Genomic DNA, 25,677 nt, shown 5'->3' with positions numbered 1-25,677 from the left:
TGTAATCAGGCAGCACTGAGGGTTTTGGTCCCTTAAGTTCAGGTTCAAATCCTGATGGGGGAGCTGCACGGTCCGGGCCCTGACATTTCCGTCAGGGCCCGCGCTCATGTCCTCCCCCCACCACCCCGGTATCCTGCGGATGTCACCCCCTCCCCGAACAGCCGAAGGGCATCCCGTGAGCGCCAATCGCCCGGCAGCCGTCGTCGTACTCGCAGCGGGTGAGGGCACCCGTATGAAGTCGGCCGCACCGAAGGTCCTGCACGACATCTGCGGCCGCTCTCTGGTGGGGCATGTGCTCACCGCCGCCGGTGAACTCGAGCCGGAGAACCTGGTGGTCGTCGTGGGTCACGCCCGCGAGAAGGTGACCGCGCACCTGGCCGGGATCGCCCCCGCCGTCCACACGGCGGTGCAGGAGGAGCAGAACGGCACGGGTCACGCCGTGCGGATGGGGCTGGAGGAGCTGGGTGGCTCCGTGGACGGGACCGTGGTCGTCGTGTGCGGTGACACCCCGCTGCTGACGGGCGGGACGCTGCGGCAGCTGTCCGCCACGCATTCCGCCGACGGCAACGCGGTGACCGTACTGACGGCCGAGGTGCCGGACGCGACGGGTTACGGGCGGATCGTGCGGGACGCCACGGGTGCCGTGACCGCGATCGTGGAGCACAAGGACGCCTCGGAGGCGCAGCGGGAGATCCGGGAGATCAACTCGGGTGTGTTCGCGTTCGACGGTGCGTTGCTGGCGGACGCGTTGAAGAAGGTGCGTACGGACAACAGCCAGGGCGAGGAGTACCTGACGGACGTCCTCGGGATCCTGCGTGAGGCGGGGCACCGGGTGGGTGCGTCGGTGGCGGGTGATCACCGGGAGATCGCGGGGATCAACAACCGTGTGCAGCTGTCCGAGGCGCGGCGGATTCTGAACGAGCGGTTGCTGACGGCCGCGATGCTGTCCGGAGTGACCGTCGTCGACCCCGCGACCACGTGGGTGGACGCGACGGTGACGTTCGAGCAGGACGTCCTGGTCCACCCCGGCACGCAGCTGCACGGTGCGACGCATCTGGCCGAGGGGGCCGAGGTGGGTCCGAATACGCGGCTGACGGATACCCGGGTGGGCGCCGGCGCGCGGGTGGACAACACGGTGGCGGTGTCCGCCGAGGTGGGGCCCGAGGCGTCTGTCGGGCCGTTCGCGTATCTGCGTCCGGGAACGCGTCTTGGCCGCAAGGGCAAGATCGGTACGTATGTGGAGACGAAGAACGCGTCGATCGGTGAGGGGACGAAGGTTCCGCATCTGTCGTATGTGGGTGATGCGACGATCGGCGATTTTTCGAACATCGGCGCGGCAAGCGTGTTCGTCAACTATGACGGGGAGCACAAGCACCACACGACGGTCGGCTCGCATTGCAAGACGGGTTCGGACAACATGTTTGTGGCACCCGTCACGGTCGGGGACGGCGCCTATACGGCTGCCGGCTCGGTGATCACCAAGGATGTGCCGCCCGGTTCGCTGGCCGTGGCCCGTGGCCAGCAGCGGAATATCGAGGGCTGGGTGGCCCGCAAGCGTCCGGGGAGTGCCGCGGCGAAGGCCGCGGAGGAGGCTTCCCGGGGGTCGGCCGGGGAGGGCTGACCGGATTGAGCCGGCTCGAACACGGCGTACCGTGATACGTGCATATCCGCACCCCCACCTGCTGCGACACCTTCGAGGAGAACGTGCTGTGACCGGGATCAAGACGACGGGCGAGAAGAAGATGATGTTCTTCTCCGGCCGCGCACACCCCGAGCTTGCCGAGGAGGTCGCCCAGCAGTTGGGTGTCGGGGTCGTCCCGACGAAGGCCTTCGACTTCGCCAATGGCGAGATCTATGTGCGGTACCAGGAGTCGGCTCGTGGTGCCGACTGTTTCCTGATTCAGAGCCACACCGCTCCGATCAACAAGTGGATCATGGAGCAGTTGATCATGATCGACGCGCTGAAGCGCGCGTCGGCCAGGTCCATCACGGTCATCGTGCCGTTCTACGGTTACGCCCGGCAGGACAAGAAGCACCGGGGCCGTGAACCGATCTCGGCGCGTCTGATCGCGGATCTGATGAAGACGGCGGGCGCCCACCGTCTGCTGACGGTGGATCTGCACACGGATCAGATCCAGGGCTTCTTCGACGGGCCCGTGGATCACCTGTTCGCGCTGCCGCTGCTGGCGGACTACGTGGGTGCGAAGGTGGACCGTTCGAAGCTGACGGTGGTGTCTCCGGACGCGGGCCGGGTGCGGGTGGCGGATCGGTGGTGCGACCGGCTGGGTGCGCCGCTGGCGATCGTGCACAAGCGCCGGGACAAGGACGTGGCGAACCAGGTCACCGTGCATGAGGTGGTCGGTGAGGTGAAGGGCCGCGTGTGTGTCCTGGTGGATGACATGATCGACACGGGTGGCACGATCTGCGCGGCGGCCGACGCGTTGTTCGCGCACGGTGCGGAGGATGTCATCGTGACGGCGACGCACGGAGTGCTGTCGGGTCCGGCGGCGGACCGGCTGAAGAACTCGAAGGTGAGTGAGTTCGTGTTCACGAACACGCTGCCGACGCCGAACGAGCTGAGTGAGAGCCTCGACAAGATCAAGGTGCTGTCGATCGCGCCGACGATCGCGCGCGCGGCGCGCGAGGTGTTCCAGGACGGTTCGGTGACGAGCCTGTTCGACGAGCAGTAAGGGTTCTGCAGTCGGGCACCTGTACGGGTCCCGGTGATCGTTTTGGGTACGGCCTCCTGGTCCGAGTAGACTCCACACGTTGCTCGGCGAGGGAGGCCGTACCGCTTGTGACGAGGCGGGTACGGCGGTCCGTTATCGACGCGCTCTTCGTAGCAGGCCGTTCGTGGCCGGGTGACCACGTCCGTTTCTGACTTCGAGGAGTGAATATGTCCGAGGTGAAGATCTCCGCCACGACGCGCACCGAGTTCGGCAAGGGTGCCGCGCGCCGTATCCGTCGTGACAACAACGTTCCGGGTGTGCTGTACGGGCGCGGTTCCGACCCGCTGCACCTGACGTTCCCGGGGCACGATCTGCTGATGGCGCTGCGTACGCCGAACGTGCTGATCGCCCTGGACATCGACGGCAAGTCGAACGAGCTGGCGATCCCGAAGGCCGTGTCGCGCGACCCGCTGAAGGGTTTCCTGGAGCACGTGGACCTGCAGCTGGTGCAGCGGGGCGAGAAGGTCCAGGTCGAGATCTACGTGCAGACCGAGGGTGAGCTCGCTCCGGGTGGCAACCTGCTGGAGCACGTCCTGCCGGCGCTGCCGGTCGAGGCCGAGGCGACGCACATCCCGGAGGGTGTGACCGTGTCCGTCGAGGGTCTGGCGGCCGGTGCCGCTGTCCTCGCCAAGGACATCCCGCTGCCCTCCGGTACGACGCTGGCCGTCGACGGGGACACCGTGGTCCTCCAGGTGCTGGCCGCGCAGGCCGAGGAAGCGGCCGAGGGCGAGGGCGACGAGGCCGCCGAGGCCTGATCCTCTTCTTGAGTCGTCGTTTCGTCGGCCGCTGTTCCCCTGCGGAGCAGCGGCCGACGTGTATGGAGTCACGGATGCGCGGATGCTCGGATGCCGCGTATGAGGTCGCGTGTGGCGGACGCGGATGACGCGGGTGAAGGAGACATGGGCGTGACGACGGATGCGGCGGGGCCCTGGCTGATCGTGGGGCTGGGCAATCCGGGGCCGGGGTATGCGATGAACCGGCACAACGTGGGGTTCATGGTGGCGGATCTGCTGGCGGAGCGGATCGGTGGCCGGTTCAAGCGGGCGGGGAAGGCGCAGGCGCAGGTGGTGGAGGGCAGGACCGGCCCTCCGGGGCCGGCCGGCCGGCGGGTGGTGCTGGCGAAGCCGATGTCGTACATGAATCTCTCGGGCGGGCCGGTGAACGCGCTGCGGGAGTTCTACAAGGTGCCGGTGGAACGGGTGGTGGCGATCCATGACGAGCTGGACATCGACTACGGGGCCCTGCGCTTGAAGCTGGGCGGCGGGGACAACGGTCACAACGGGTTGAAGTCGCTGACGGGTGCGTTCGGGCGGGACTATCACCGGGTGCGGTTCGGGATCGGCAGGCCTCCGGGGCGGATGCAGGTGGCGGACTTCGTGCTGAAGGACTTCTCGTCGGCGGAGCGCAAGGAGCTGGACTACTTCGTGGACCGGACGGCGGACGCGGTGGAGTGTCTGGTGATCGAGGGTCTGGAGCGGGCGCAGGGGACGTACAACTCGTGACCCGCTGGTGGGGGCTTCGGCCGACTTGTCCGGTGCCGGCCCCTACCGAAGTTGACCGGCCGCGAGGTCATGACCAAAGATCTCGGCCATGCCTTCTCCGGTCAGCTCCTCCCGTGGCTCCTCCGCCCTGCGGTTCGGCCGGTTCGCGGCGATGGGCACGGTCACCGCGCTCATCCTGATCGCGGGTGTGTGGGCGTCGTGGGGTACGGCGCAGCACGCGATGCTGACGAAGGGGCGTGAGCGCGGCACGGTGGAGGTGACCCGGTGTGGGGAGCGGACCTGCACGGGGCCGTACACACCGCTGTCGCAGGGGTCGCAGCCGCGCGCGAGGGTCGTGCTGGACGACTCGGTGGCCGTGGAGAAGGGCCGGACGTACACGGTGGTGCTGAAGCCGGGCGGTGAGGAGGCGGTCCGTTCCGGGCCGGCCGGGATCCTCTACTCGTGGGTGCCGCTGGGTGGTGCGCTGCTGCTGGCGTCGGTCGTGGTGGCGGGCGGGCTGTTGCGGACGCGGGCGGCGTGGGCGATGGCGCTGTCGGGGACGGCGCTGCTCACGGCGGCTTTCCTGGTGGTCTGAACAGGGTGGCGCCGGCCGGCGTCGTCGAAACGGGGGCGGCGCCCACCTCGCGCCCACATGGTCCGAAGCAGGGGTGGTGCCCCCGGCCGTACGTAGCCGGGGGCACCCTTCGCCGCGTCGGGTCAGCCGGTGTTGCGCAGGCCGGCCGCCACGCCGTTGACGGTGAGCAGCAGGGCGCGGGAGAGCAGCGGGTCGGGCTCTTCGCCGGCGTCGGCGGCGTCACGCCGGCGCTTGAGGAGGGCCACCTGGAGGTAGGAGATGGGGTCCAGGTAGGCGTCGCGGATGGTGAAGGTCTGCCTGAGGACCGGGTCGGCGTCGAGGAGTTCCTGTTCGCCGGTGATGCGCAGGACCTCGGCGACGGTCAGCTCGTGTTCGGCCCGGATGGTGTCGAAGACGTGCTTGAGTTCGTCGGGGACCAGGGTGTCGACGTAGTGCTGGGCGATGCGCAGGTCGGTCTTGGCGAGGGTCATCTCGACGTTGGAGATGAAGTTGCGGAAGAAGTGCCACTGCTGGTGCATCTCGTCGAGGACGGTGTCGAGGCCGGCCTCGCGCAGGGCCTTCAGGCCGGAGCCGACGCCGAACCAGCCGGGGACGATCTGCCGGGACTGGGTCCAGCCGAACACCCACGGGATGGCCCGCAGTCCGTCGAGGCCGGCGCCGGTGTCGGGCCGGCGGGACGGCCGGGAGCCGAGGTGCAGGTCACCGAGCTGGTCGACGGGCGTGGAGGCGAAGAAGTACGCGGGGAGGTGGGGGTCCTCGACGAGCCCTCGGTAGGCCGTGTGGGCGGCGTCGGAGACGAGGTCCATCGCGGCGTCCCAGCGGGCGAGGGCCTCGACGGACTGGCGGGGCGCGGTGTGCAGGGCGGATGCCTGGAGGGTGGCCGCGACGGACAGTTCCAGGTTCTCGCGGGCGAGGGCGGGGATGAGGTACTTGTCGGAGATGACCTCGCCCTGTTCGGTGACCTTGATCTCGCCTTCGAGGGTGCCCCAGGGCTGGGCGAGGATGGCGTCGTGGGTGGGGCCGCCGCCGCGGCCGACGGTCCCGCCGCGGCCGTGGAAGAGGCGCAGGCGGACGCCGTAGCGGTGGGCGACGTCGCGCAGACGGCGCTGGGCGCGGTGGATCTCCCACTGGCTGGTGGTGATGCCCCCGAACTTGGAGGAGTCGGAGTAGCCGAGCATGACCTCCTGGACGTCACCGCGCAGGGCGACGAGCCGCCGGTAGGAGGGGTCGGCGAGCATGTCCTCCAGGATGGTGTCGGCGGCCTTGAGCTCGTCCGTCGTCTCCAGGAGCGGGACGATGCCGATCTTCGCCCAGCCGGCGTGCAGGTCGATGAGTCCGGCCTCGCGGGCGAGGACGGCGGCGGCGAAGACGTCGTCGGCACCCTGGCACATGGAGATGATGTAGGACTCGACGACCTCGGGTCCGAAGACCGCCAGGGCGCGCCTGACGGTCTGGAAGACACCGAGGGTCTTCTCGCCGGCGGCGTCGACGGGCGCCGGGGTGGGGGCGAGGGGCCTTCTGCTGCGCAGTTCCCTGGCGAGGAGCTTGGAGCGGTACTCGCGGGGCATGTCGGCGTAGCGCCAGGACTCCTCGCCGAGCCGGTCGAACAGCTGGCCGAGGGCGTGGTGGTGGGCGTCGGCGTGTTCGCGTACGTCCATGGTGGCGAGCTGGAGACCGAAGGCGGCCAGGGTGCGGATCGTACGGGCGAGGCGGCCGTCGGCGAAGAGGCCGCCGCGGTGTTCGCGCAGGGAGGCCTGGATGATCCGCAGGTCGGTGAGGAGTTCGCCGGTGCCGAGGTAGTCGCGGCCCGGTTCGTGGGCCGTGCCCCCGGCGAGGCGGAGCTTGGTGTTCTCCAGCTTCTGCCGGATGCAGGTGGCCTTGAGCCGGTAGGGCTCCTCGGCGTTGAGGCGCTTGTAGCGGGGGCTGATCCCGGGGAGGGCGTCGAGGTCGGCCTGGAGGGAGGTGAGCAGTTCCTCGGTGGCTCCGGCGTAGCGGATGGAGTTGGAGAGGAAGCCGCGCAGTTCGTCGATCATCTCCAGGGCGTCGTTGATGCCGTGTTCGTGCTGGAGGATGAGGACGTCCCAGGTGACCTGGGGGGTGACGTTGGGGTTGCCGTCGCGGTCGCCGCCGATCCAGGTGCCGAAGGTGAGGGGGCGGGTGTCGTCGGGGAGGTGGACGCCGACGCGCTCCAGTTCGGCCGTGAGGTCCTCCAGGACGTCGCCGACCGCGCCGGCGTGGAGCTCGTCGAGGTAGTAGATGGCGTTGCGGGCCTCGTCGGCGGGTTCGGGTCGGACCACGCGCAGTTCGTCGGTCTGCCAGACGAGGTCGATGTTCTCCGCGAGGCGGGTGTCGAGGCGGCGCCGGTCGGAGGCGAGGACGGGGGTGTCGAGGAGGGCGGCGATCCGGCGGAGCTTGTTGAGGACGGAGCGGCGGGCGGCCTCGGTGGGGTGGGCGGTGAAGACGGGCCGCACGTTGAGGTGGCGGACCGTTTCGCGCAGGTGCTCCGGGTCGGCGTCCTTGAGGCGGTCGGCGGTACGGGAGAGCAGTCCGCCCTCGGCGGCGCGGCGGGCGCGCAGTTCGCGGCCGCGGTGCACCTGCTCGGTGACGTTGGCCAGGTGGAAGTAGGTGGAGAAGGCGCGGACCAGCTTGGCCGCGGTCCGGAGTTCGGTGCCCCGCAGCAGCTCGGCGGCGGCCTCGCCGTCCTCACGGGTGAGTCGGCGTACCTTCTCGACGAGGTCGAGCAGGTCCGGGCCCTCCTGGCGGACCAGGGTCTCTCCTAGGAGATCACCCAGCCGGCGGATGTCGGCACGCAGCTCGCTGCTCATGGTCACCGTGGATACGGTCTGGTCGTCGGCACTGCTCACAGGTGCGGCTCCTTGCAGTGTTGAAGCTCGTCTGGGAGGGAACCCGGACGGCGTCCAGCGCGGCAGGTGCCGCTTACGGGCCGGAACGTCCGGGAAGAAATCAGAGCGGACCGCGCTGTCCGACCGGCTTCCAGGATAGGTGCCGACCCGGACGCGCAGGCCGACGGGCTCGTGCCGCCGGGCGACGCACTGCCATACTTACGTTGCCGTAGGTTACGGAACCGTAGGGAAGGTGTACGTTTCCGGCGGCCGCGGTACCACCCTCACAGTCCACACACAGGGGACACGCATGACCTCAAGCTCCGACGTGCTCGACGAAGCCCCCAAGCAACCCCGGTCCGACGACGCGCCACCCTCCGCCACGCTGGGCGGGGAGCGCAAGCGTTCCATCGAGCAGATCACGCTGCTGCTCTTCATCACGGTCCCGTTCCTGGCGCTGGTGGCGGCGGTACCGCTCGCGTGGGGGTGGGGAGTGAGCTGGCTGGACCTCGGTCTGCTGGTCTTCTTCTACTACCTCGGGTGCCACGGCATCACCATCGGGTTCCACCGTCACTTCACGCACAGTTCGTTCAAGGCGAAGCGGCCGCTGAAGATCGCGCTGGCGATCGCCGGGTCGATGGCGGTGGAGGGGCCCCTGGTGCGGTGGGTGGCCGATCACCGCAAGCACCACCAGTTCTCCGACGCGGACGGGGACCCGCATTCGCCGTGGAAGTACGGGGAGACGGTCCCGGCGCTGATGAAGGGCCTGTGGTGGGCGCACATCGGCTGGATGTTCGACGAGGAGCAGACCCCGCAGGACAAGTACGCGCCGGATCTGATCAAGGACAGGACCCTGCGGGCGATCTCCCGGCAGTTCATCCTGTGGACGATGCTGTCGCTGGCGCTGCCGGCGCTGATCGGCGGTCTGGTCACGATGTCCTGGTGGGGCGCGTTCACCGGGTTCTTCTGGGGGTCGCTCGTCCGGGTGGCGCTGCTGCACCACGTGACGTGGTCGATCAACTCGATCTGCCACGCGGTGGGCAAGCGCCCCTTCAAGTCGCGGGACCGCTCGGGCAATGTGTGGTGGCTGGCGGTCCTCTCGTGCGGTGAGTCCTGGCACAACCTGCACCACGCCGACCCGACCTCGGCGCGACACGGTGTGGAGCGCGGGCAGCTCGATTCGAGCGCACGGCTGATCCGCTGGTTCGAGCAGCTGGGCTGGGCGTACGACGTGCGGTGGCCGTCACGCTCGCGTATCGATTCGCGCCGCAACACCGGGGAAGGCGGCGCCCGGCGCGGGAAGGACCCCGTCGAGGCGGCATGATGGTCGGCGTGGCGACCGACTCCAGCAGCACCCCCAGCAATGACAAGCCGCGGCGTGCGCGCCGTACCCGGATGACCGGTGCGGAGCGCCGCCAGCAGCTGCTGGAGATCGGCCGCGCCCTGTTCGCGGAGAAGGGCTTCGAGGGCACGTCGGTGGAGGAGATCGCGGCGAAGGCCGGGGTCTCCAAGCCGGTGGTGTACGAGCACTTCGGCGGCAAGGAGGGCCTGTACGCGGTGGTGGTGGACCGTGAGATGCGGCGCCTGCTGGACATGGTGACCAGCTCGCTGACGGCGGGTCACCCCCGCGAGCTGTGCGAGCAGGCCGCGTTCGCGCTCCTGGACTACATCGAGGAGTACACGGACGGCTTCCGCATCCTGGTCCGTGATTCCCCCATCCCCCAGTCGACGGGGTCCTTCGCCTCGCTGATCTCGGACATCGCCACCCAGGTGGAGGACATCCTGGGCCGCGAGTTCAAGAGCCGGGGCTTCGACCCGAAGCTGGCTCCGCTGTACGCGCAGGCCCTGGTGGGGATGGTCGCGCTGACGGGCCAGTGGTGGCTGGACGTACGCAGGCCCAAGAAGGCGGAGGTGGCGGCCCACCTGGTCAACCTGGCGTGGCACGGGCTGGACGGCCTGGAGCCGAAGCCGCGGCTGATAGGCCACCGGAAGAGTTGATCGACAGTACACAAGGCTCATTTTGTGTAATCATGCGTACATGACTGAGATCACGATCAGCGCAGCCCGTGCCCAACTCGGCGACCTTGTGCGTCGCGCAGCCCACAGCCGGGAGACCATCGCGCTCACGGATCACGGGCACGTGGCCGCGCTTCTCGTGTCGCCCCACGTCATAGAGGATCTGGAAGACGCGTTGGCGGTTGCCGACTACGAGCGCCGCAAGGCTGCGGGCCTCCTCGACGAAGGCATCCCGCACGAAGAGGTCGGACGCATGCTGGGGCTGCGCCCGTGACCTACCGCATCATCTGGGAGCCCAACGCCACCGACGCAGCCGTCCGGTTCCTCCGCGACGACCCGGCAGGGCTGGCCGCTGTCTACGAAGCCGTCGACACCCTGGCAAAGGAGCCCCGGCCCACCCACTCCGCCGCCTACGGACCGACAACCCGCCGATTGCGCGTCGGCGACTACCGCGTGCTCTACGTCATCGACGACGACGTGATCCACATCCTCGTCACTCACCTGGGCCGCACCCCCTGAGTCACGTCTCCCTGACGGCGACCGCGAAGACGCGGCGGAAGGGGAACGGGGTGCCGTGGGCACCGGCCGGATAGGCCGTTCGCAGAGCGGACCGGTACTCGGCGACGAAGGCGTCCCGCGCCTCGGGATCGTCGGCGAGGGCAGTGAGGACGGGGCGCAGCCCGGTCCCCTTGACCCAGTCCAGGACGGGGTCCTCCCCCGCCAGCAGATGCACATATGTCGTCTCCCACGCGTCGGCCGCGCAGCCGAGGGCGGTCAGGTGCTCCAGGTAGGCCTCCGGGCGGAGGACGGCCTCCTCGTGGCGCAGGACGCCGGACAGGCGGTCGCGCCACCGCGCGGAGCCGGCCAGTTCGCGCATCAGGGTGTGGCTGGGGGCGTCGAAGTTGCCCGGCACCTGGAAGGCGAACGTGCCGCCGGGAGCGAGCCCGGCGATCCACTCACCGAACCGGTCCGCATGCCCCGGGACCCATTGCAGCGTCGCGTTGCTGACGATCAGGTCGTACGGCTCCTCGGGCGTCCACGTGCGGACGTCGGCGTGGGCGAAGTCGAGCCTGCCGCCCTCGTGGTCGGCGCGGGCCTTGTCGAGCATCTCGGGCGAGTTGTCGTAACCGGTGATGCGGGCGTCGGGCCAGCGGTCTGCGAGCAGGGCCGTGACGTTGCCGGCGCCGCAGCCGAGGTCGGCGATGCGGGGCGGGCCCTCCGGGAGTTCCGGGATCCGGGCGAGCAGGTCGGTGAAGGGCCGGGTGCGGTGCCCGGCGTGACGCAGGTACTGGGCGGGATCCCAGAGAGGGCCGGCGGCGGACATGAAGCCTCCCGATGCGGTGCGAAGGGCCGGGTACCCACCCTCACCTCCACCCATCTCGATGTCAAGAAACTTGATATCAAGAGACTTCACGTCGACACAACCACTACACTGATCAGCATGGAGGACGAGGTCGATCGGCTGGTCGCAGCGTGGCGCCGGGAGCGCCCGGACCTCGACGTGGAACCGCTCGAGGTACTCAGCCGCGTGAGCAGACTGGCCCGGCACCTGGACCGGGCACGCCGGCTCGCCTTCGCCGAGCACGGCCTGGAGTCCTGGGAGTTCGACGTCCTGACCGCGCTGCGCCGCGCGGGCGCCCCGTACCAGCTCTCGCCGGGTCAGCTCCTCACCCAGACCCTGGTCACCTCGGGCACGATGACCAACCGCATCGACCGCCTCGCCAAGAAGGGCCTGGTGGAGCGGCTGCCCGACCCCAGTGACCGGCGCGGTGTCCTGGTCCGGCTCACGGACGAGGGCCGTGACCGCGGCGACCAGGCGCTGGCCGGGCTGCTGACGCAGGAGCGGGCGATCCTCGCGGAACTCACCCACGCCCAGCGCAGTGAACTGGCCGGACTGCTACGCCAGTTGACCGCCCCGTTCGACAACATCCCCGGTTAGGTCCACGGGCCCGACACCTGCCCGGCGGGCGAGGGCCACGGCCGCCAGGGTGGAGTGCACGCCCAGCTTGCCGAGGACGTTCTGCATATGGGTGCGGACGGTGTGCGGGGACAGATAGAGGCGCTCGGCGACGGCTTTGCGCCCCAGCCCCGCGACCATGCACCGCAGCACCTCGCGCTCGCGCGGGGTCAGGGACTCCACGAGCCGTTCGCTCTCGGTGCGGTTGCGCCGTGCGGCGGTCAGTTCCCTCAGTACGCCCGTGAGCAGTGCGGGCGGCAGATGGGTCTCGTCGCGCAGCACCCCTCGTATGACGGTGAGCAGCCGGTTCAGCGAGCAGTCCTTGGCCACCCAGCCGGTGGCACCCGCCTGCAGGGCGAGCGCGGCCCGGACCGGGTCGTCCTTCTCGGCGAGGACGACGATCCGCACCTGCGGCTGCACCGAACGCACGCCGGTGACCAGCGATATCCCGTCGACGAGCCCGTCCTCGTCACCGGCCTGCACGGGTACGGCCGGCCGGCCACCGGGTACCTTGCCGCCCAGGTCGGCGTCGACGAGCAGCACATCGAACCGCCGTCCCTCGGAAGCCGCCCGCTCCAGACAGCGCAGCGCGGCCGGGCCGCTGCCCGCCGCGGACACGTCGACATCGTGCTCTGCGGCCAGGGCCGCGGCCAGTGACTCGGCGAAGATGCGATGGTCGTCGACGACCAGGACTCGAATGCGAACCACGAAACCCCCTTCCCCACGCTCTTCCCAGAGCAGGGGACTACCCCATCGTCGGAGGACGACACCGGCGCGGCTACGGCGCCGGGGCCCCCGTCGCTTCACCTACGGGACCTGGGGCGGGCCGCCGTAGCCGCACGGACGCCGCCGCGCGCCGGCCGCCATTCCACCTCGGACACCGCACCCGGCTGTCTCGCCCCCTGAACGGCACCGGCCCCCACCGGCGCTGTTCATCAGGGTACGGGCGAGGGCCGGGAGCGGAAGGTTATTTGCAGAACTGGCGGCCTTGCGCGTTTATGGTGAGCCGCATGTTTCGTCTTGAGACAGAAGTCGACAAGGCCCGACGTGATCTGCTCCGCAGGCGGCTGAGGGACACCAACACGGCGGCCTCACCGGTCCTGCGCGCCCTGCGCGGAACCCCGGACGAACGGGAGGCGCCTTTGCACGTGTGGGTGGTGGACGCGAACGGCGATCTCGCGGGCGGTCTGGTCGGCCACACCTGGACGGCCTGGCTGCACGTCACCTATCTCTGGGTCGACGGCCGCCACCGGGGAGCGGGCCTCGGCTCCCGCCTGCTGTCGGAGGCGGAACGCATCGCCACCGGACGCGGCTGCACGGCCGCCCGCGTGGAGACCTGGGACTTCCAGGCCCCGGAGTTCTACAAGCGCCAGGGCTACGAGGTGGTCTGCGTCATCCCCGACTACCCGCCGGGCATCACGGAGTACACCCTGACCAAGCGGTTGGGCCGACCGGCACCGCTCCGGCTTCGGAACCACATGTGAGGGTGACGGTGCGGCTGTCGCCTGCGAAGCAGCCGGACGACTCCGGCCGCACCCGCCCGTCCTGTGCGCCGACCCCTGCGAGACGACGCCGCGTCAGCTCGCCGGAGTGAGTCCGGCCCCGGCCGACGAGGCCGCAGCGCCGCCGGGAGCACGGTGGTGCGCATCGCATCTCACCGTCACCCACGTCCATGGCGCTCCTCCGCCGGCGCACGGCCTGATCCGTGTCGCGCTCGTGCCGCCCGCGCGCTTCGCGGGTGGTGGCGCCGGGCTCCGACCGGCCCTACCGCACCCGCCGCGCCCCGGCCGACGGCACCGCCTCGAAGACCCGGGGGGTCTTGAACCCGGCCGCCGTGAACGCCTCTTCGACCGCCTTGGTGACGGCGGGGACGTCGGTCTCCTCCGCCAGGACGATCGCCGAGCCGCCGAAGCCGCCGCCGGTCATCCGGGCGCCGAGGGCGCCCGCGCCCACCGCCGTGTCCACCACCAGGTCCAGCTCCGGGCAGGAGACCCGGAAGTCGTCGCGCAGGGAGGCATGGCCCTCGACCAGGACCGGACCGATCGCGCGGGTGTCGCCGGACTCCAGGAGAGCGACCACCCGTTCGACCCTGGCGTCCTCCGTCACCACGTGGCGGACCAGCCGGCGGACCTCGTCCTCGTCGCCCAGGCGGGCCAGCGCCGCGTCCAGTTCCTCGTGGCGCACGTCCCTGAGCGCGTCGACGCCCAGCAGGGCCGCTCCCTTCTCGCAGCCCTCGCGGCGCCTGCCGTACTCACCCCCGCTGTGGCTGTGCTTGACCCGGGTGTCGACGACGAGCAGGCGCATGCCCTCGGCGGCCAGGTCGAAGGGGATCTGGCGCTGGGAGAGGTCGCGGGTGTCGAGGAACAGGGCGTGGCCGCTCTCGCAGCAGGCCGAGGCCGTCTGGTCCATGATGCCGACCGGGGCGCCCACGTAGACGTTCTCCGCGCGCTGGCACAGGCGTGCCAACTGCCGTCCCGTCAGGCCCAGTTCGTACAGGTCGTCGAGGGCCAGCGCGACCACGACCTCCAGGGCGGCCGAGGACGACAGACCCGCGCCCGCCGGCACCGAGGAGGAGAGGTGGATGTCCGCGCCGGTCACGGTGTGCCCGGCCTCGCGCAGTGCCCACACCACGCCCGCCGGGTAGGCGGTCCACCGCTTGTCGGACGCCGGGGCGAGGGCGTCCACCGTAAGTTCCACGACCGGCCCGTCCACGTCGGCGGAGTGCAGGCGCAGTACGCCGTCCTCCCGCCGGGACACCGCCGCGACGGCGGTGTGCGGCAGGGCGAACGGCATGACGAAGCCGTCGTTGTAGTCGGTGTGCTCGCCGATGAGGTTGACCCGGCCCGGCGCCGCCCACACCCCCTCGGGCGCGGCCCCGTACAGCTGCTCGAACCGCTCGGCGACGGACCCCGCGACGGCCGCGCTGGACTCGCTCATGCCCTGACCCCTGACCCTTCGTTGCCTTCTAGTTGGCGCGCTGCTGCGCGAACTGCCATGCGTCCGCGACGATCCCGGCGAGGTCCGCGCGCGACGGGGTCCAGCCGAGCTTCTCGCGGGCCACCGCGGCGGACGCCACCAGGACCGCCGGGTCGCCGCCCCGGCGCGGGGCCACGACCTCGGGCACCGGGTGCCCGGTGACCCGGCGCACGGTCTCGACGACCTCGCGGACGGAGAAGCCGTTGCCGTTCCCGAGGTTGCAGATCAGGTGCTCGCCGGGCGCGGCGGCCTTCAGCGCGAGCAGGTGGGCCTCGGCCAGGTCGGCGACGTGGATGTAGTCGCGCACGCAGGTGCCGTCGGGCGTCGGATAGTCGTCTCCGTAGACGGAGATGTCCTCGCGCCGGCCCTGGGCCACCTGCAGGACGAGCGGAATGAGGTGCGACTCGGGGTCGTGGCGCTCGCCGTACTGCCCGTACGCACCGGCCACGTTGAAGTAGCGCAGGGAGACCGCGCCCAGTCCGTGGGCCGCCGCCTCGCCGGTGATCATGTGGTCGACGGCAAGCTTGGAGGCGCCGTACGGGCTGGTGGGACGGGTCGGGGCGGACTCGGGGATCGGCATCCGCTCGGGTTCGCCGTACGTCGCCGCCGTGGAGGAGAACACCAGCCGGCGCACCCCCGCCTCGCGCATCGCACCGAGCAGCGCCATGGTGCCGCCGACGTTGTTGTCCCAGTACTTCTCCGGCTTCAGCACCGACTCGCCGACCTGCGAGAAGGCGGCGAAGTGCAGCACGCCGTCGAACGAGGAATCCAGCCATGTGGCGGCATCGCGGATGTCGCCCTCGATGAACGACGCACCCGCGGGGACGCCTTCGCGGAAGCCGGTGGAGAGGTTGTCGAGCACGACGACCTCGTGACCGGCCTCGATCAGATGCTGGGCGACGACACTGCCGACATATCCCGCGCCCCCGGTGACCAGGTACTTCCCGCTCATGGACGTGCTACCTCCCGCAGTCGCTCGGCCGCGCGCTCCGGCGGCACGTCGTTGATGAACACGTTCATGCCGGACTCGGAGCCCGCGAGGAACTTCAGCTTGCCGGATGTGCGGCGGATGGTGAAAAGCTCCAGATGGAGCGCGAAGTCGTCGCGCGTCACGCCGTCGAACTCCTCCAGCCGGCCGAACGGCGCCTGGTGCCAGGCCGCGATGTACGGCGTCGGAGACTCGCTCTCCCCGAAGATTCGGTCGAAGCGGTTCAAGAGTTCCAGGTACATCTGGGGGAACTCCGTGCGCGCCGCCTCCTCGAGTCCGAGCAGGTCGGGCACCCGGCGCCGGGGATACAGGTGAACCTCGTAGGGCCAGTGCGCCGCGTACGGCACGAAGGCCACCCAGTGTTCACTCTGGAGGACGATCCGCTCGTCCGCCAGTTCCCGCTCCAGTACGGCGTCGAACAGGTTCTCCCCGCCCGTCACCTCCTTGTGTGCGGCCACTTGGCGCAGCATCAGGGCGGTGCGGGGGGTGGTGAAGGGGTAGGCGTAGATCTGTCCGTGCGGGTGCTGGAGGGTGACGCCGATCTCCGCCCCCCGGTTCTCGAAGCAGAACACCTGTTCAACGAAGGGCAGATGCGACAGCTCGGACGTCCGGTCGGTCCAGGCGTCCAGTACCAGCCGCGCCTGCCGCTCGCTCAGATCCGCGAAGGAGGCGTGGTGGTCGGAGGTGAAGCAGACGACCTCGCACCTGCCCGACTCCCCCGCCAGCGAGGGGAAGCGGTTCTCGAAGACGACGACGTCGTACGAGGAGTCGGGGACCTCGCTCAGCCGCTCCCCCTCCGAGGGACAGAGGGGACACTCGTCGGCCGGCGGATGGTACGTACGCCCCTGGCGGTGGGAGGCGACGGCGACGGAGTCGCCCAGCAGGGGGTCACGGCGGATCTCGGACGTGGTGACGGTGGCGTCCAGCGGACGGCGGTCCACGGCGCCCCGCACGGCGTCATCCGCGAGGTCGTAGTAGATGAGCTCGCGACCGTCGGCCAGCCGGGTCGAGGTCTTCTTCACTGCCGCACTCCTCTGCACCCACCCATCACTCAACACAATCAAACATAACACATCACAACTCCCCAGCATGGTGATCCGGTCACGATCAAACAAAGAACATCGTCGAAAGTGTTCAATTACTGAACACGGAGGCGTAGGTTCCGCACCGGATCAGTTCGCGAACGAAGCGAGTGTGTATGCAAACCCCCACATACCTAGCTGCAGAGCTTCGACTCCCCACCAACTGGCTGGACTACACGATCCTCGGGATCTACTTCGCCGTCGTGCTGGGCATCGGCCTCGCCGCCCGCCGGTCGGTCAGGACGAGCCTCGACTTCTTCCTGTCCGGCCGCTCCCTGCCCGCCTGGGTCACCGGCCTGGCCTTCATCGCGGCCAACCTCGGCGCCACCGAGATCCTCGGCATGGCGGCAAACAGCGCCCAGTACGGTGTGTACACGACCCACTGGTACTGGATCGGCGCCATCCCCGCGATGGTCTTCCTGGGCCTGGTGATGATGCCGTTCTACTACGGCAGCAAGGTCCGCTCGGTCCCCGAGTTCCTGCTGCTGCGCTTCGACAGGGCGGCCCACCTGCTCAGCTCGATCCTCTTCGCGGCCGCCGCCATCCTCATCGCGGGCGTCAACCTGTACGCCCTCGCGATCGTCGTCGAGGCCCTTCTCGGCTGGCCGCAGTGGGTCGCGATCGTCGTCGCCGGCTTCTTCGTCCTGGCCTACATCACCCTGGGCGGTCTGTCCTCGGCGATCTACAACGAGGTGCTGCAGTTCTTCGTCATCCTGGCCGCGCTCATCCCCATCACCGTGCTCGGCCTGAAGAGCGTCGGCGGCTGGGACGGCCTGTCCGACTCCCTGACCGAGTCGCGCGGCGGCGACTTCGTGACCGCCTGGGGCGGCACCGGCATCGGCAGCGACAACCCGCTCGGCGCCAACTGGCTGACCATCGTCCTCGGCCTGGGCTTCGTGCTGTCCTTCGGCTACTGGACGACCAACTTCGCCGAGGTACAGCGCGCCCTGTCCGCGAAGAATCTCTCGGCGGCCCAGCGCACCCCGCTCATCGCGGCGTTCCCGAAGATCTTCATCGTCTTCCTGGTGATGATCCCCGGCCTGGTCGCCGCCGTGATGGTGCCCAGGATCGGCACCGGCGGCTCGGACCTCCAGTACAACGACGCGATCCCCTACCTGATGCAGCAACTCCTGCCCAACGGCGTCCTGGGCATCGCGGTGACCGGCCTGCTGGCCGCGTTCATGGCCGGCATGGCGGCGAACATCTCCTCCTTCAACACGGTCTTCACCGCCGACATCTGGGCGAAGTACGTGGTGAAGCACCGCGAGGACGCGTACTACGTCCGCTTCGGCCGCCTGATCACCGCGATCGGCGTGCTCGCCTCCATCGGTACGGCGTTCCTGGCCTCGTCGTTCTCGAACATCATGGCCTACCTGCAGACCCTGTTCTCCTTCTTCAACGTGCCGATGTTCGTCGTCTTCATCATCGGCATGTTCTGGAAGCGCGCGTCGATGAAGTCGGGCTTCTGGGGTTTGATCGCCGGCACCACCGCCGCGATGATCAACTACTTCGTCATCTACAAGCAGGGCATCATCGACATCCCCACCGACCAGGGAGCCAACTTCGTCTCCGCGATCGCGGGCTTCGTCGCCGGCGCGGTGGTCATGGTGGCCGTGTCCCTGTTCACCGCGCCCAAGCCGGCCGACGAACTCGAGGGTCTGGTCTACGGCACGCGCTCACCCGGCATGGCGGAGCCGCCCGCCGAGGGCGACGACGCGTGGTACCGCAAGCCGGCGCTGCTCGGCTGGGGTGCCGTGATTCTGGCTGCCGCCTGCTACATCCCGTTCTCGTTCTGACCGCGGGAGGATTGAGGGACCATGTCCGAGCACTACTCCGAGCGTGATCTGCAGCGGGAGATCACCGAGCTGGAGACCAAGTCCGCCACGGCTGCCCGGTTGTTCGACATCCGCCGGATCATCGGGGGGCTGTTCGTGGTGTACGGGGTGATCGTGACGATCGCCGGGTTCACCGCGTCCGATGCGGATATCGACAAGGCGGAGGGGGTCAACATCAACCTCTGGACGGGGCTGGGGATGCTGATTCTCGGGCTGCTGTTCCTGCTGTGGCTGTGGCTTCGGCCGACGGCTCCGCCGCCACCGGATGTCCTGCCGGACGAGCGGGAGGAATCCGGCGCGGGGTGACTGGCGGGCCGGGGCGGGGCGGGGCAACCCGGCACCCGTCCCGGCACCCGCGTCCCCATGCTTCCGTCAGCCGGCCCGGCCCGCCCGGTCCAGGAGGCCCGTTCGCGCGGCCAGGGCCGCTGCCTCCAGGCGGGAGCCCACGCCCAGTTTCATCAGCACCCGCTGGACATGTGTACGCGCCGTGGACGGCGCGATGCCCATCCCCGCCGCGATCAGCCGGGTGTCCTCCCCGTCCGCCACCCGCACCAGCACCTCCACCTCCCGGGGCGTCAGCATCTGCAACAACCGCTGCGCCTCGTCGTCGGGTTGCGCCGCAGGATTCAGCAGCTCCCCGAACGCTCCCTGCAACAGCTGCGGCGCCACCGCCGCCTCCCCCGCCCGCGCCTTCATGATCGCGCGCTCGACACCCTCGATCCGCTCGTCGTGGCGCACATATCCCGACGCCCCCGCCGCGAACGCCGCCGCGATCCCCCGAGGCGACGGCACCGGCCCCAGCACGACCACCGCCACCGCCGGCCGCTCCCGCTTGATCTTCACCACCGGGTCGAACGTCCCCGGCTCCGCCGGCGCCGCCGTGCCCAGCAGACACACCTCCGGCGCCCGGCTGATCACCAGATCCGCCGCCCCCGCCGCCGGCGCCGCCGCGGCCAGCACCCGGTGCCCCCGCAGCTTCAACGCCGAGGCCAGCGCCTCGGCGAGCAGTCGGTGGTCGTCGACCACCATCAACCGCACACCCATCGAACAACCAACCCCCCACGAGAACGCGCCCCCGGACCCCCGGATGCCCCCGGAAGCTACACGCTTGTTCGACGTCGCGCTCCCCCTACCGGCGAGAATGGCCCCGGATCACCGAAATTCTCGTATTCGGTGGCGATGGGCCCCTGATGAGCGGTACGCGCGCGGCCCCGTCCCTGAGCAGGGACGGGGCCGCAGAGGCGATCAGAATCAATCAGGCGGACGATCAGCCCGTACCGAACGCGACCGCCAGGTACTCCTTGTCCTGCGTAGTGAAGTCACTGGCGTACACCTTCGACATGTACAGACCCCCCTGCCCGTACAGGATCTCCGCGGACGTCGGCAGCATCCGCGTCTCGACGTTGCGCACGGCCCCCGTCGCCGGGTTCTCCATCAGCGTCGTCTGCTTGAAGGTCCCGCCGTCGATGCTCACGACCTGCCCGCCCTTGTCGTAGGGCGGACGCTTGTACGCGATCACGTTGGCGCCGTCCATCCGCAGCGGAACGATGTCGTACCCGTCACCCGCGTCGGCCCGCTGACCGGTCTGCTTGCCGGTCGACAGGTCGAAGGCCACGATCTCGTTGGTCTGGACGTACGACTCGCCGCTGCCCTCGTGCTCCTCGGTCGAGATGTACAGCCTGTCCTTGCCGACCGCCAGTCCGCTGCAGTCCTCCAGCTTGTAGATGGCGTCGCAGCGGGCCGCGAAGTCCTCGCCGGGCGCGGAGATACGCGTACGGAGCTTGCCGGTCTTGTTGTCGATGGAGAAGAAGTCCGAGATGCCGCTGCCGTCACCGGCGGAGTCACCGACGTCGGCGGCCACGACCAGCGGGTCGGTGGAGACGACGGCGGCGTACTCGATGCCCTCGTCCATCTTGTACTCGGTGACGACGTTGCCGGTCTTCGGGTCGATGGTCTGGATGTGCAGCTGACGCTGGTCGTACGAACCGCACTTGCGGACCGCGACCAGCTTCTCGCCGCCGCCGTACCCGGAGTCGTAGCAGGATTCCGACGTCTTGGGTGCCCACAGCTGCTTGCCGGAGGCGACCTCCCAGGCGGCGCCGCCGCTGGTGCTGCCGGCGGCGACGGTGCCTCCGCCGAGGGTGACGTTGTTGAAGTTGATCGGCACGGTGCCGGACTTGGCGGTCTTGGACCAGACTTCCTTGCCCGCCTCCAGGTCGATCAGCGCGACCTGGGTGCAGGCCCCCGGGTTCGCCTTGGTCGGCATCTCCGCCTTGTAGACGATCGCCGTCTTGTTGTCCTCGGTGACGTGGTCGGTCGCGCTGCACACCGGGCCGGGCAGGTCGATCGTCCACTTCTCGGTGCCCTTGACGCGGTCGTAACCGACGATCTCGGCGATGCCGCTCTTGGCGTACACCGTGTCGGTCAGCCAGGAACCGGACGTCGTGACGGTCGAGACGCCCTTGGGCACCTTGGGCGCGGGCACCTGGAACAGCACCTTCGAGCCGGTGTCGGCCGGGGCCTTCTCCTTGGCCCCGCCGCCGGAGGAGCCCCCGGTTCCGCCCTCGCCGTTCTTGTCCTCCTTGCCCCCGCCGCCCTTCGCGGTCGTCTTCTTGCCGTCGTCGTCCTTGCCGGAGGAGGCGTACCAGATCCCGCCGCCGACGATCAGCGCGATGGCCGTGACCGCGGAGACGATGATGGCCATCTGCGCGTTGAACTTCCGCCCGCCACCCGGCTGCGGCTGCATGGGCATGGTCGGCGGCTGCGGATACCCGTACCCCGGCTGCCCGTACCCGGGCTGGCCGTACCCCGGCTGCCCGTACCCCGGCTGGCCGTACCCCGGCTGCCCGTACCCCGGCTGCTGCGGCTGCCCCGGGTACGCGTACCCGGGGGCGGTCGGCTGCTGCGGGTAGCCGTACCCGGGCCCCTGCGGGGCGGCCGGAGGCGCGGACGGCGGAGGAGTCCCCGGGGCCTGCGGATAGCCGTACCCGGGCTCGGGAGCCTTGTTCAGATCAGGCCCGCCCGGAGCCGCGGGCGGCTGCTGCGGAGACTGAGCGGGCTGCTGCGCGGGCTGATCCGGCTGCTGCGCGGGCTGAGCGGGCTGCTGGGAGGAAGGGTCCTGCGGCGGCCCGAACCCGGGCTGCTGCGGGGGCTCGTTGGGCGGCGGAGGCGGCGGCTGAGTCATGACGTGAGTACCTCGGGGAAGGGGACGGCGGGCGGCGGGAAGGGGGCGGGAGCGGTACTCACGTGCCTCACTTGCCGTAGGCGAGCATCAACTTCTCCTTCGATTCGTCATTCCCGGTCAGCCGGGTGGTCGAGAGGTAGAAGCGTCCATCGACCCAGTCGATGTCCTTGCTGAAGAAGCTGTTCTCGATGTCCGCGACGCCCTGCGGGTTCTGCATCAGCTCGGCCGGCTTGTGGCCGCTGCCCGTGACGGGCAGGGCGACGATCTGCCCGCCCGCGTTGTACGACGGCTGGACATAGGCGATGAGCCTGCCGTCCTCCACCTTCATCGGCACCATCGACTCCTCCGCCGGGGAGGACTGCCGCCACCGCTCCTTGCCGGTGGCCAGGCTGATCGCGACGATCTCGTTGGCGCCGGTGGTGGCCTTGGTCGGCAGGTAGAGGGTGTCACCGTCGACGACGACGCCCTGGCAGCCCTGGAGGTCACGCGCGAGGATGGCCCAGCCGCAGCCGGGGTCGAAGTCCTCGTCGACCGAGACCTGCGAGCGCAGCTTGCCGCCGGCGGTGAAGGCCGCGATGTTCCAGGCCTTCTTGTCGCCGTCCTCCGCCTTGGTGGCGTAGATGACGACCGGGTCGACGGAGAAGGCCCGCTCGACCCTCCAGCCCTTCTCGTACTTGTAGGTCCACTTGACCTTGCCGGTCCTGGCGTCGAGCTCCCGGACCTCGTCGTGCGCGTTGTTGCCGCCGGCGCCGCAGGAGGCGACCTGGATCAGCCGCTCACCGCCCGCGAAGGCGGCGGGGAAGCAGGGGGCGTCGCCGTACTTCTTGGCGTCGAACAGCTTCTTGCCGTTGCGCACGTCGTACGCCGTGCCGGACTGCGAGCGGCCCACCATCAGCGTGTCGCCGGTGAGGGACATCTCGATGGAGAGGGCGGAGTCGAACAGATCGCCGTCGGCGACCTCCTGCTGCCAGCCCTTCTCGCCGGTGCCGAGGTCGACGAGCTGGAGCTGGTTGCACTTGGCGCGGTCGCTCTTGCCGCTCTTGTAGGCGACGACGACCTTGTCGTCGGCCGTCTTCTCGGAGGTGACCGAGCAGATCTCCTGCGGGAAGGCGATGGTCTCCCAGGCGGGCTTGCCGTCGCCGACGTTGTAGGCGGAGAGCTCCTTGTAGGCGGCCTTCACCGCGGTCTTGTCGGTGATCCACATGCCGGGGGCGTCGGCGCCGGAACCGGGGGCGTCGGGCGCCTCCTTGTACCAGAGCACCTTGGACTCGCCGTCCTGGCGGCCCTCGTTGAGGTTCTCCGGGTCCTCGCCACCGTCGCCGCTGCCGTCGCCCGGGTTGACCGGGGCACCGCCGGAGGTGCTCGGCTTGGGGTCGTCGGTCTGCTTGGAGACGGGCTTCTTGTTCTTCTCGCCGTCGTCACCGGAGACGGCGTACACGGTGCCGCCGATCACGAGCAGCGCGGCCACCGCGGCACCGACGACGAGGGCGGGCTTGCCCTTGAAGGGGTTGCGGGAGCCGGGACCGCCGGGCGGGGTGCCGGGCGCCCCGGGGAACTGCGGCTGCGGGTACCCGTAGCCGGGCTGGCCGTACGGCCCCGGCTGCTGCGGCTGCCCGTAGGGGCCGGAGGCGTACGGACCGGGGGCGTAGGGGCCCGGCTGCGTCGGAGGCTGCTGCGGATAGCCGTACCCGGGCCCCGGCGCACCGGCAGGCGGCCCCTGCGGAGGCGTCTGCGGCGGCGGAGGCGTCTGCGGCGCCCCGAAACCACCACCCGGCGGCGGATCCTGCGGCGCTCCGAAGCCACCCTGCGGCGGCTGGTTGGGCGGCTGAGACATCAGCGTTCCCCCCTTACTCACTGATTTTTAGCCACGCCCTGAGGTACGTGATGGACCCAGAGTCGACCTGAGACAGTTCTCAGACGGCTCTTTCTATCACCCGGCACCGACAGACCACCGGGCCGAGTCCACCCCTGTTCCCAAGGGAGGACCGGCCCGTGATGCCCCCGTTACGCGCCTCCACGCCCTCTTCACGCCACCCGCGCCCCCTGCACGCCCCCGGACGGACGGCTCAGGCGTCCTCCGCCAGTTCCAGCCAGCGCAGCTCCAGTGCCTCCCGCTGCCCGGACAGCTCCCGCAGTTCGGCGTCCAGTTCGGCCACCTTCGCGAAGTCGGTGGCGTTCTCGGCGATGGCCGTGTGGAGCTTGGCCTCCCTCTCGGAGACCTTGTCCAACTGGCGCTCGACCTTCTGCAGTTCCTTCTTGGCGGCGCGCTGGTCGGCGGCGCTCCTCTCCGGTGCGCAACCCTGTGTCACCGCGGCCGGCACGGAGGCGGCGGCGGCCTCCTCCATCCGCCGGCGGCGCTCCAGGTACTCGTCGATGCCGCGCGGGAGCATCCGCAGGGTGCCGTCGCCGAGGAGGGCGAACACGCGGTCGGTGGTGCGCTCGAGGAAGAACCGGTCGTGGGAGATGACGATCATGGAGCCTGGCCAGCCGTCGAGGACGTCCTCGAGCTGGGTGAGGGTCTCGATGTCGAGGTCGTTGGTGGGCTCGTCGAGGAAGAGCACGTTGGGCTCGTCCATGAGGAGGCGAAGGAGCTGGAGCCTGCGCCGCTCACCACCCGACAGGTCCCCCACCGGCGTCCACTGCTTCTCCTTGCCGAACCCGAAGGTCTCGCACAGCTGGCCGGCGGTCATCTCGCGGCCCTTGCCGAGGTCGACGCGCTCCCGCACGGCCTGAACGGCCTGGAGCACCCGCCAGGCGGGGTCGAGTTCGGCGACCTCCTGGGACAGGTAGGCGAGCTTGACGGTCTTGCCGACACGGATGCCACCGCCCGCGGGCTGCACCTCGCCCTCGCTCCGGGCGGCCTCCGCCATGGCCCGCAGCAGGGACGTCTTCCCGGCCCCGTTGACCCCGACCAGACCGATGCGGTCGCCCGGCCCGAGCTGCCAGGTGACGTGCTTGAGCAGCACCTTGGGGCCGGCCTGAACGGTGACGTCCTCGAGATCGAACACCGTCTTGCCCAGCCGCGAGGAGGCGAACTTCATCAGTTCGCTGCTGTCGCGCGGCGGCGGAACGTCCTTGATGAGCTCGTTGGCGGCCTCCACGCGGAACCGCGGCTTGGACGTCCGCGCGGGAGCACCGCGCCGCAGCCAGGCCAGTTCCTTGCGGACCAGGTTCTGCCGCTTGACCTCCTCGGTGGCGGCGATGCGTTCCCGCTCCGCGCGGGCGAAGACGTAATCGGAGTAGCCGCCCTCGTACTCGTACACGTCACCGCGCTGCACGTCCCACATGCGGGTGCAGACCTGGTCGAGGAACCACCGGTCGTGGGTGACGCAGACGAGCGCGGACCGGCGGGCCGGCAGATGCCGGGCGAGCCAGGCGATGCCCTCGACGTCGAGGTGGTTGGTGGGCTCGTCGAGGACGATCAGGTCCTGCTCCTCGATGAGCAGCTTGGCGAGCGCGATCCGCCGCCGCTCCCCACCGGACAGCGGCCCGATGACCGTGTCGAGGCCCTTGGGGAACCCGGGCAGGTCCAGCCCGCCGAACAGCCCGGTCAGTACGTCCCTGACCTTGGCGTTCCCGGCCCACTCGTGGTCGGCCATGTCGCCGATGACCTCATGCCGGACGGTCGCCCCGGGATCGAGGGAGTCGTGCTGGGTGAGCACCCCGGTCCGCAGCCCACCGGAGTGCGTCACCCGCCCGGTGTCGGCCTCCTCCAGCCGGGCCAGCATCCGGATGAGCGTCGTCTTGCCGTCCCCGTTCCGCCCCACCACCCCGATCCGGTCCCCCTCGGAGACGCCGAGGGAAATCCCGTCGAGCAGCGCACGCGTGCCGTACACCTTGCTGACGTTCTCGACATTGACCAGATTGACGGCCATTTTTCTCCTGCCCGGTGGATCGATCAGTTTTCCAGCGTAGGCCCTGGCGGAACGCGCCCGGGACGCGAGGAGACGTCACTCTTCGTCATGACGTGATCGGCAACGGGCGGCTCCCT

Annotated in this window: 23 protein-coding genes; 13 read left to right on the top strand and 10 right to left on the bottom strand. The window is 69.8% G+C overall.

Going from position 1 to position 25,677, the window contains the following annotated elements:
- Positions 1 to 175: 175 nt before the first annotated feature.
- The 5 genes from glmU (at position 176) to ACZ5C2_RS02210 (ending at position 4,805) form a co-directional block, all read left to right on the top strand.
- Positions 176 to 1,621: a bifunctional UDP-N-acetylglucosamine diphosphorylase/glucosamine-1-phosphate N-acetyltransferase GlmU gene (gene glmU / locus ACZ5C2_RS02230; protein WP_468785569.1), complete on the top strand. Its 1,446-nt coding sequence runs from the start codon at positions 176 to 178 to the stop codon at positions 1,619 to 1,621.
- Between the two features lie 88 nt (positions 1,622 to 1,709).
- Complete coding sequence (locus ACZ5C2_RS02225) at positions 1,710 to 2,690, top strand: ribose-phosphate diphosphokinase (RefSeq protein ID WP_468785567.1); 981 nt, start codon at positions 1,710 to 1,712, stop codon at positions 2,688 to 2,690.
- Between the two features lie 206 nt (positions 2,691 to 2,896).
- Positions 2,897 to 3,484, top strand: a complete 588-nt coding sequence (locus ACZ5C2_RS02220; RefSeq protein WP_468785565.1) for a 50S ribosomal protein L25/general stress protein Ctc — start codon at positions 2,897 to 2,899, stop codon at positions 3,482 to 3,484.
- Between the two features lie 144 nt (positions 3,485 to 3,628).
- A complete protein-coding gene (pth, locus tag ACZ5C2_RS02215; RefSeq protein WP_468785563.1) occupies positions 3,629 to 4,231 on the top strand; it encodes an aminoacyl-tRNA hydrolase in 603 nt (200 codons plus the stop codon).
- An 88-nt stretch (positions 4,232 to 4,319) separates the two neighbouring features.
- The gene (locus tag ACZ5C2_RS02210) at positions 4,320 to 4,805 is read left to right on the top strand and encodes a hypothetical protein (protein ID WP_468785561.1); all 486 of its coding nucleotides are present in this window, start codon (positions 4,320 to 4,322) and stop codon (positions 4,803 to 4,805) included.
- A 122-nt stretch (positions 4,806 to 4,927) separates the two neighbouring features.
- On the opposite strand, the gene ppc is transcribed toward ACZ5C2_RS02210, so the two are convergent.
- Entirely contained in the window at positions 4,928 to 7,669 is a 2,742-nt protein-coding gene (ppc, locus tag ACZ5C2_RS02205) for a phosphoenolpyruvate carboxylase (protein WP_468785559.1), read from the bottom strand.
- A 289-nt stretch (positions 7,670 to 7,958) separates the two neighbouring features.
- On the opposite strand from ppc, the gene ACZ5C2_RS02200 reads away from it, so the two are divergent.
- The 4 genes from ACZ5C2_RS02200 to ACZ5C2_RS02185 are packed head-to-tail and all read left to right on the top strand — an operon-like array spanning position 7,959 to position 10,183.
- Positions 7,959 to 8,972, top strand: coding sequence for an acyl-CoA desaturase (locus ACZ5C2_RS02200; RefSeq protein ID WP_468785557.1), 1,014 nt, complete (start codon positions 7,959 to 7,961; stop codon positions 8,970 to 8,972).
- Positions 8,969 to 9,646 (top strand): TetR/AcrR family transcriptional regulator, encoded by a 678-nt coding sequence (locus ACZ5C2_RS02195; protein WP_468785555.1) that lies wholly within the window; start codon positions 8,969 to 8,971, stop codon positions 9,644 to 9,646. Before ACZ5C2_RS02200 ends, ACZ5C2_RS02195 begins: the two co-directional genes overlap by 4 nt.
- A gap of 40 nt (positions 9,647 to 9,686) precedes the next feature.
- Positions 9,687 to 9,938: a type II toxin-antitoxin system Phd/YefM family antitoxin gene (locus ACZ5C2_RS02190; RefSeq protein WP_468785553.1), complete on the top strand. Its 252-nt coding sequence runs from the start codon at positions 9,687 to 9,689 to the stop codon at positions 9,936 to 9,938.
- Positions 9,935 to 10,183: a type II toxin-antitoxin system RelE family toxin gene (locus ACZ5C2_RS02185; protein WP_468785551.1), complete on the top strand. Its 249-nt coding sequence runs from the start codon at positions 9,935 to 9,937 to the stop codon at positions 10,181 to 10,183. Before ACZ5C2_RS02190 ends, ACZ5C2_RS02185 begins: the two co-directional genes overlap by 4 nt.
- 1 nt (position 10,184) lies before the next feature.
- On the opposite strand, the gene ACZ5C2_RS02180 is transcribed toward ACZ5C2_RS02185, so the two are convergent.
- Entirely contained in the window at positions 10,185 to 10,988 is an 804-nt protein-coding gene (locus tag ACZ5C2_RS02180; RefSeq protein WP_468785549.1) for a trans-aconitate 2-methyltransferase, read from the bottom strand.
- Between the two features lie 117 nt (positions 10,989 to 11,105).
- On the opposite strand from ACZ5C2_RS02180, the gene ACZ5C2_RS02175 reads away from it, so the two are divergent.
- Positions 11,106 to 11,603, top strand: coding sequence for a MarR family winged helix-turn-helix transcriptional regulator (locus ACZ5C2_RS02175; protein ID WP_468785547.1), 498 nt, complete (start codon positions 11,106 to 11,108; stop codon positions 11,601 to 11,603).
- Here ACZ5C2_RS02175 and ACZ5C2_RS02170 read toward each other — a convergent pair.
- Entirely contained in the window at positions 11,562 to 12,329 is a 768-nt protein-coding gene (locus ACZ5C2_RS02170; RefSeq protein ID WP_468785545.1) for a LuxR C-terminal-related transcriptional regulator, read from the bottom strand. The two genes, ACZ5C2_RS02175 and ACZ5C2_RS02170, sit on opposite strands and share 42 nt — an antisense overlap.
- Before the next feature lie 290 nt (positions 12,330 to 12,619).
- Between ACZ5C2_RS02170 and ACZ5C2_RS02165 the strand changes: the two genes are divergently transcribed.
- Complete coding sequence (locus ACZ5C2_RS02165; RefSeq protein ID WP_468785543.1) at positions 12,620 to 13,105, top strand: GNAT family N-acetyltransferase; 486 nt, start codon at positions 12,620 to 12,622, stop codon at positions 13,103 to 13,105.
- A gap of 280 nt (positions 13,106 to 13,385) precedes the next feature.
- Here the strand turns inward: ACZ5C2_RS02165 and galK are convergent, their stop codons facing one another.
- Genes galK through galT form a run of 3 tightly spaced genes read right to left on the bottom strand, consistent with a single transcriptional unit; the run spans position 13,386 to position 16,607 of the window.
- A complete protein-coding gene (gene galK, locus ACZ5C2_RS02160) occupies positions 13,386 to 14,558 on the bottom strand; it encodes a galactokinase (RefSeq protein WP_468785541.1) in 1,173 nt (390 codons plus the stop codon).
- A 28-nt stretch (positions 14,559 to 14,586) separates the two neighbouring features.
- On the bottom strand, positions 14,587 to 15,549 hold the full coding sequence (gene galE / locus ACZ5C2_RS02155; protein ID WP_468785539.1) for a UDP-glucose 4-epimerase GalE: 963 nt from the start codon (positions 15,547 to 15,549) through the stop codon (positions 14,587 to 14,589).
- Positions 15,546 to 16,607, bottom strand: a complete 1,062-nt coding sequence (gene galT / locus ACZ5C2_RS02150) for a galactose-1-phosphate uridylyltransferase (protein ID WP_468785537.1) — start codon at positions 16,605 to 16,607, stop codon at positions 15,546 to 15,548. The genes galE and galT overlap by 4 nt, the downstream gene beginning before the upstream one ends.
- A 176-nt stretch (positions 16,608 to 16,783) precedes the next feature.
- On the opposite strand from galT, the gene ACZ5C2_RS02145 reads away from it, so the two are divergent.
- Both ACZ5C2_RS02145 and ACZ5C2_RS02140 read left to right on the top strand, forming a co-directional pair.
- A complete protein-coding gene (locus ACZ5C2_RS02145) occupies positions 16,784 to 18,463 on the top strand; it encodes a sodium:solute symporter family protein (RefSeq protein ID WP_468785535.1) in 1,680 nt (559 codons plus the stop codon).
- 21 nt (positions 18,464 to 18,484) lie between these two features.
- Entirely contained in the window at positions 18,485 to 18,808 is a 324-nt protein-coding gene (locus tag ACZ5C2_RS02140; protein ID WP_468785533.1) for a hypothetical protein, read from the top strand.
- A 66-nt stretch (positions 18,809 to 18,874) separates the two neighbouring features.
- On the opposite strand, the gene ACZ5C2_RS02135 is transcribed toward ACZ5C2_RS02140, so the two are convergent.
- From ACZ5C2_RS02135 to ACZ5C2_RS02120, 4 genes are all read right to left on the bottom strand, one after another.
- Complete coding sequence (locus ACZ5C2_RS02135; protein ID WP_468785531.1) at positions 18,875 to 19,546, bottom strand: helix-turn-helix transcriptional regulator; 672 nt, start codon at positions 19,544 to 19,546, stop codon at positions 18,875 to 18,877.
- Between the two features lie 223 nt (positions 19,547 to 19,769).
- Entirely contained in the window at positions 19,770 to 21,686 is a 1,917-nt protein-coding gene (locus ACZ5C2_RS02130; protein ID WP_468785529.1) for an outer membrane protein assembly factor BamB family protein, read from the bottom strand.
- A gap of 67 nt (positions 21,687 to 21,753) precedes the next feature.
- Positions 21,754 to 23,520 (bottom strand): outer membrane protein assembly factor BamB family protein, encoded by a 1,767-nt coding sequence (locus tag ACZ5C2_RS02125; protein WP_468785527.1) that lies wholly within the window; start codon positions 23,518 to 23,520, stop codon positions 21,754 to 21,756.
- 232 nt (positions 23,521 to 23,752) lie between these two features.
- Positions 23,753 to 25,561, bottom strand: a complete 1,809-nt coding sequence (locus ACZ5C2_RS02120; RefSeq protein WP_468785525.1) for an ABC-F family ATP-binding cassette domain-containing protein — start codon at positions 25,559 to 25,561, stop codon at positions 23,753 to 23,755.
- Between the last annotated feature and the right edge of the window lie 116 nt (positions 25,562 to 25,677).

The organism is Streptomyces sp. NPDC031365, assembly GCF_055569765.1.
The sequence above is the reverse complement of the archived record's forward strand: the minus strand, read 5'-3'. Positions and strand labels throughout refer to the sequence as shown.

Coding starts and splice junctions, on each gene's coding strand:
- galE (WP_468785539.1), bottom strand. CDS start 15,549: ATGAGCGGGAAGTACCTGGTCACCGGGGGCGCGGGATATGTCGGCAGT.
- ACZ5C2_RS02165 (WP_468785543.1), top strand. CDS start 12,620: ATGGTGAGCCGCATGTTTCGTCTTGAGACAGAAGTCGACAAGGCCCGA.
- ACZ5C2_RS02140 (WP_468785533.1), top strand. CDS start 18,485: ATGTCCGAGCACTACTCCGAGCGTGATCTGCAGCGGGAGATCACCGAG.
- ACZ5C2_RS02195 (WP_468785555.1), top strand. CDS start 8,969: ATGATGGTCGGCGTGGCGACCGACTCCAGCAGCACCCCCAGCAATGAC.
- galK (WP_468785541.1), bottom strand. CDS start 14,558: ATGAGCGAGTCCAGCGCGGCCGTCGCGGGGTCCGTCGCCGAGCGGTTC.
- ACZ5C2_RS02125 (WP_468785527.1), bottom strand. CDS start 23,520: ATGTCTCAGCCGCCCAACCAGCCGCCGCAGGGTGGCTTCGGAGCGCCG.
- ACZ5C2_RS02200 (WP_468785557.1), top strand. CDS start 7,959: ATGACCTCAAGCTCCGACGTGCTCGACGAAGCCCCCAAGCAACCCCGG.
- ACZ5C2_RS02120 (WP_468785525.1), bottom strand. CDS start 25,561: ATGGCCGTCAATCTGGTCAATGTCGAGAACGTCAGCAAGGTGTACGGC.
- ACZ5C2_RS02145 (WP_468785535.1), top strand. CDS start 16,784: ATGCAAACCCCCACATACCTAGCTGCAGAGCTTCGACTCCCCACCAAC.
- ACZ5C2_RS02190 (WP_468785553.1), top strand. CDS start 9,687: ATGACTGAGATCACGATCAGCGCAGCCCGTGCCCAACTCGGCGACCTT.
- ACZ5C2_RS02210 (WP_468785561.1), top strand. CDS start 4,320: ATGCCTTCTCCGGTCAGCTCCTCCCGTGGCTCCTCCGCCCTGCGGTTC.
- ACZ5C2_RS02220 (WP_468785565.1), top strand. CDS start 2,897: ATGTCCGAGGTGAAGATCTCCGCCACGACGCGCACCGAGTTCGGCAAG.
- ACZ5C2_RS02135 (WP_468785531.1), bottom strand. CDS start 19,546: ATGGGTGTGCGGTTGATGGTGGTCGACGACCACCGACTGCTCGCCGAG.
- pth (WP_468785563.1), top strand. CDS start 3,629: ATGGGCGTGACGACGGATGCGGCGGGGCCCTGGCTGATCGTGGGGCTG.
- ACZ5C2_RS02130 (WP_468785529.1), bottom strand. CDS start 21,686: ATGACTCAGCCGCCGCCTCCGCCGCCCAACGAGCCCCCGCAGCAGCCC.
- ACZ5C2_RS02175 (WP_468785547.1), top strand. CDS start 11,106: ATGGAGGACGAGGTCGATCGGCTGGTCGCAGCGTGGCGCCGGGAGCGC.
- ACZ5C2_RS02180 (WP_468785549.1), bottom strand. CDS start 10,988: ATGTCCGCCGCCGGCCCTCTCTGGGATCCCGCCCAGTACCTGCGTCAC.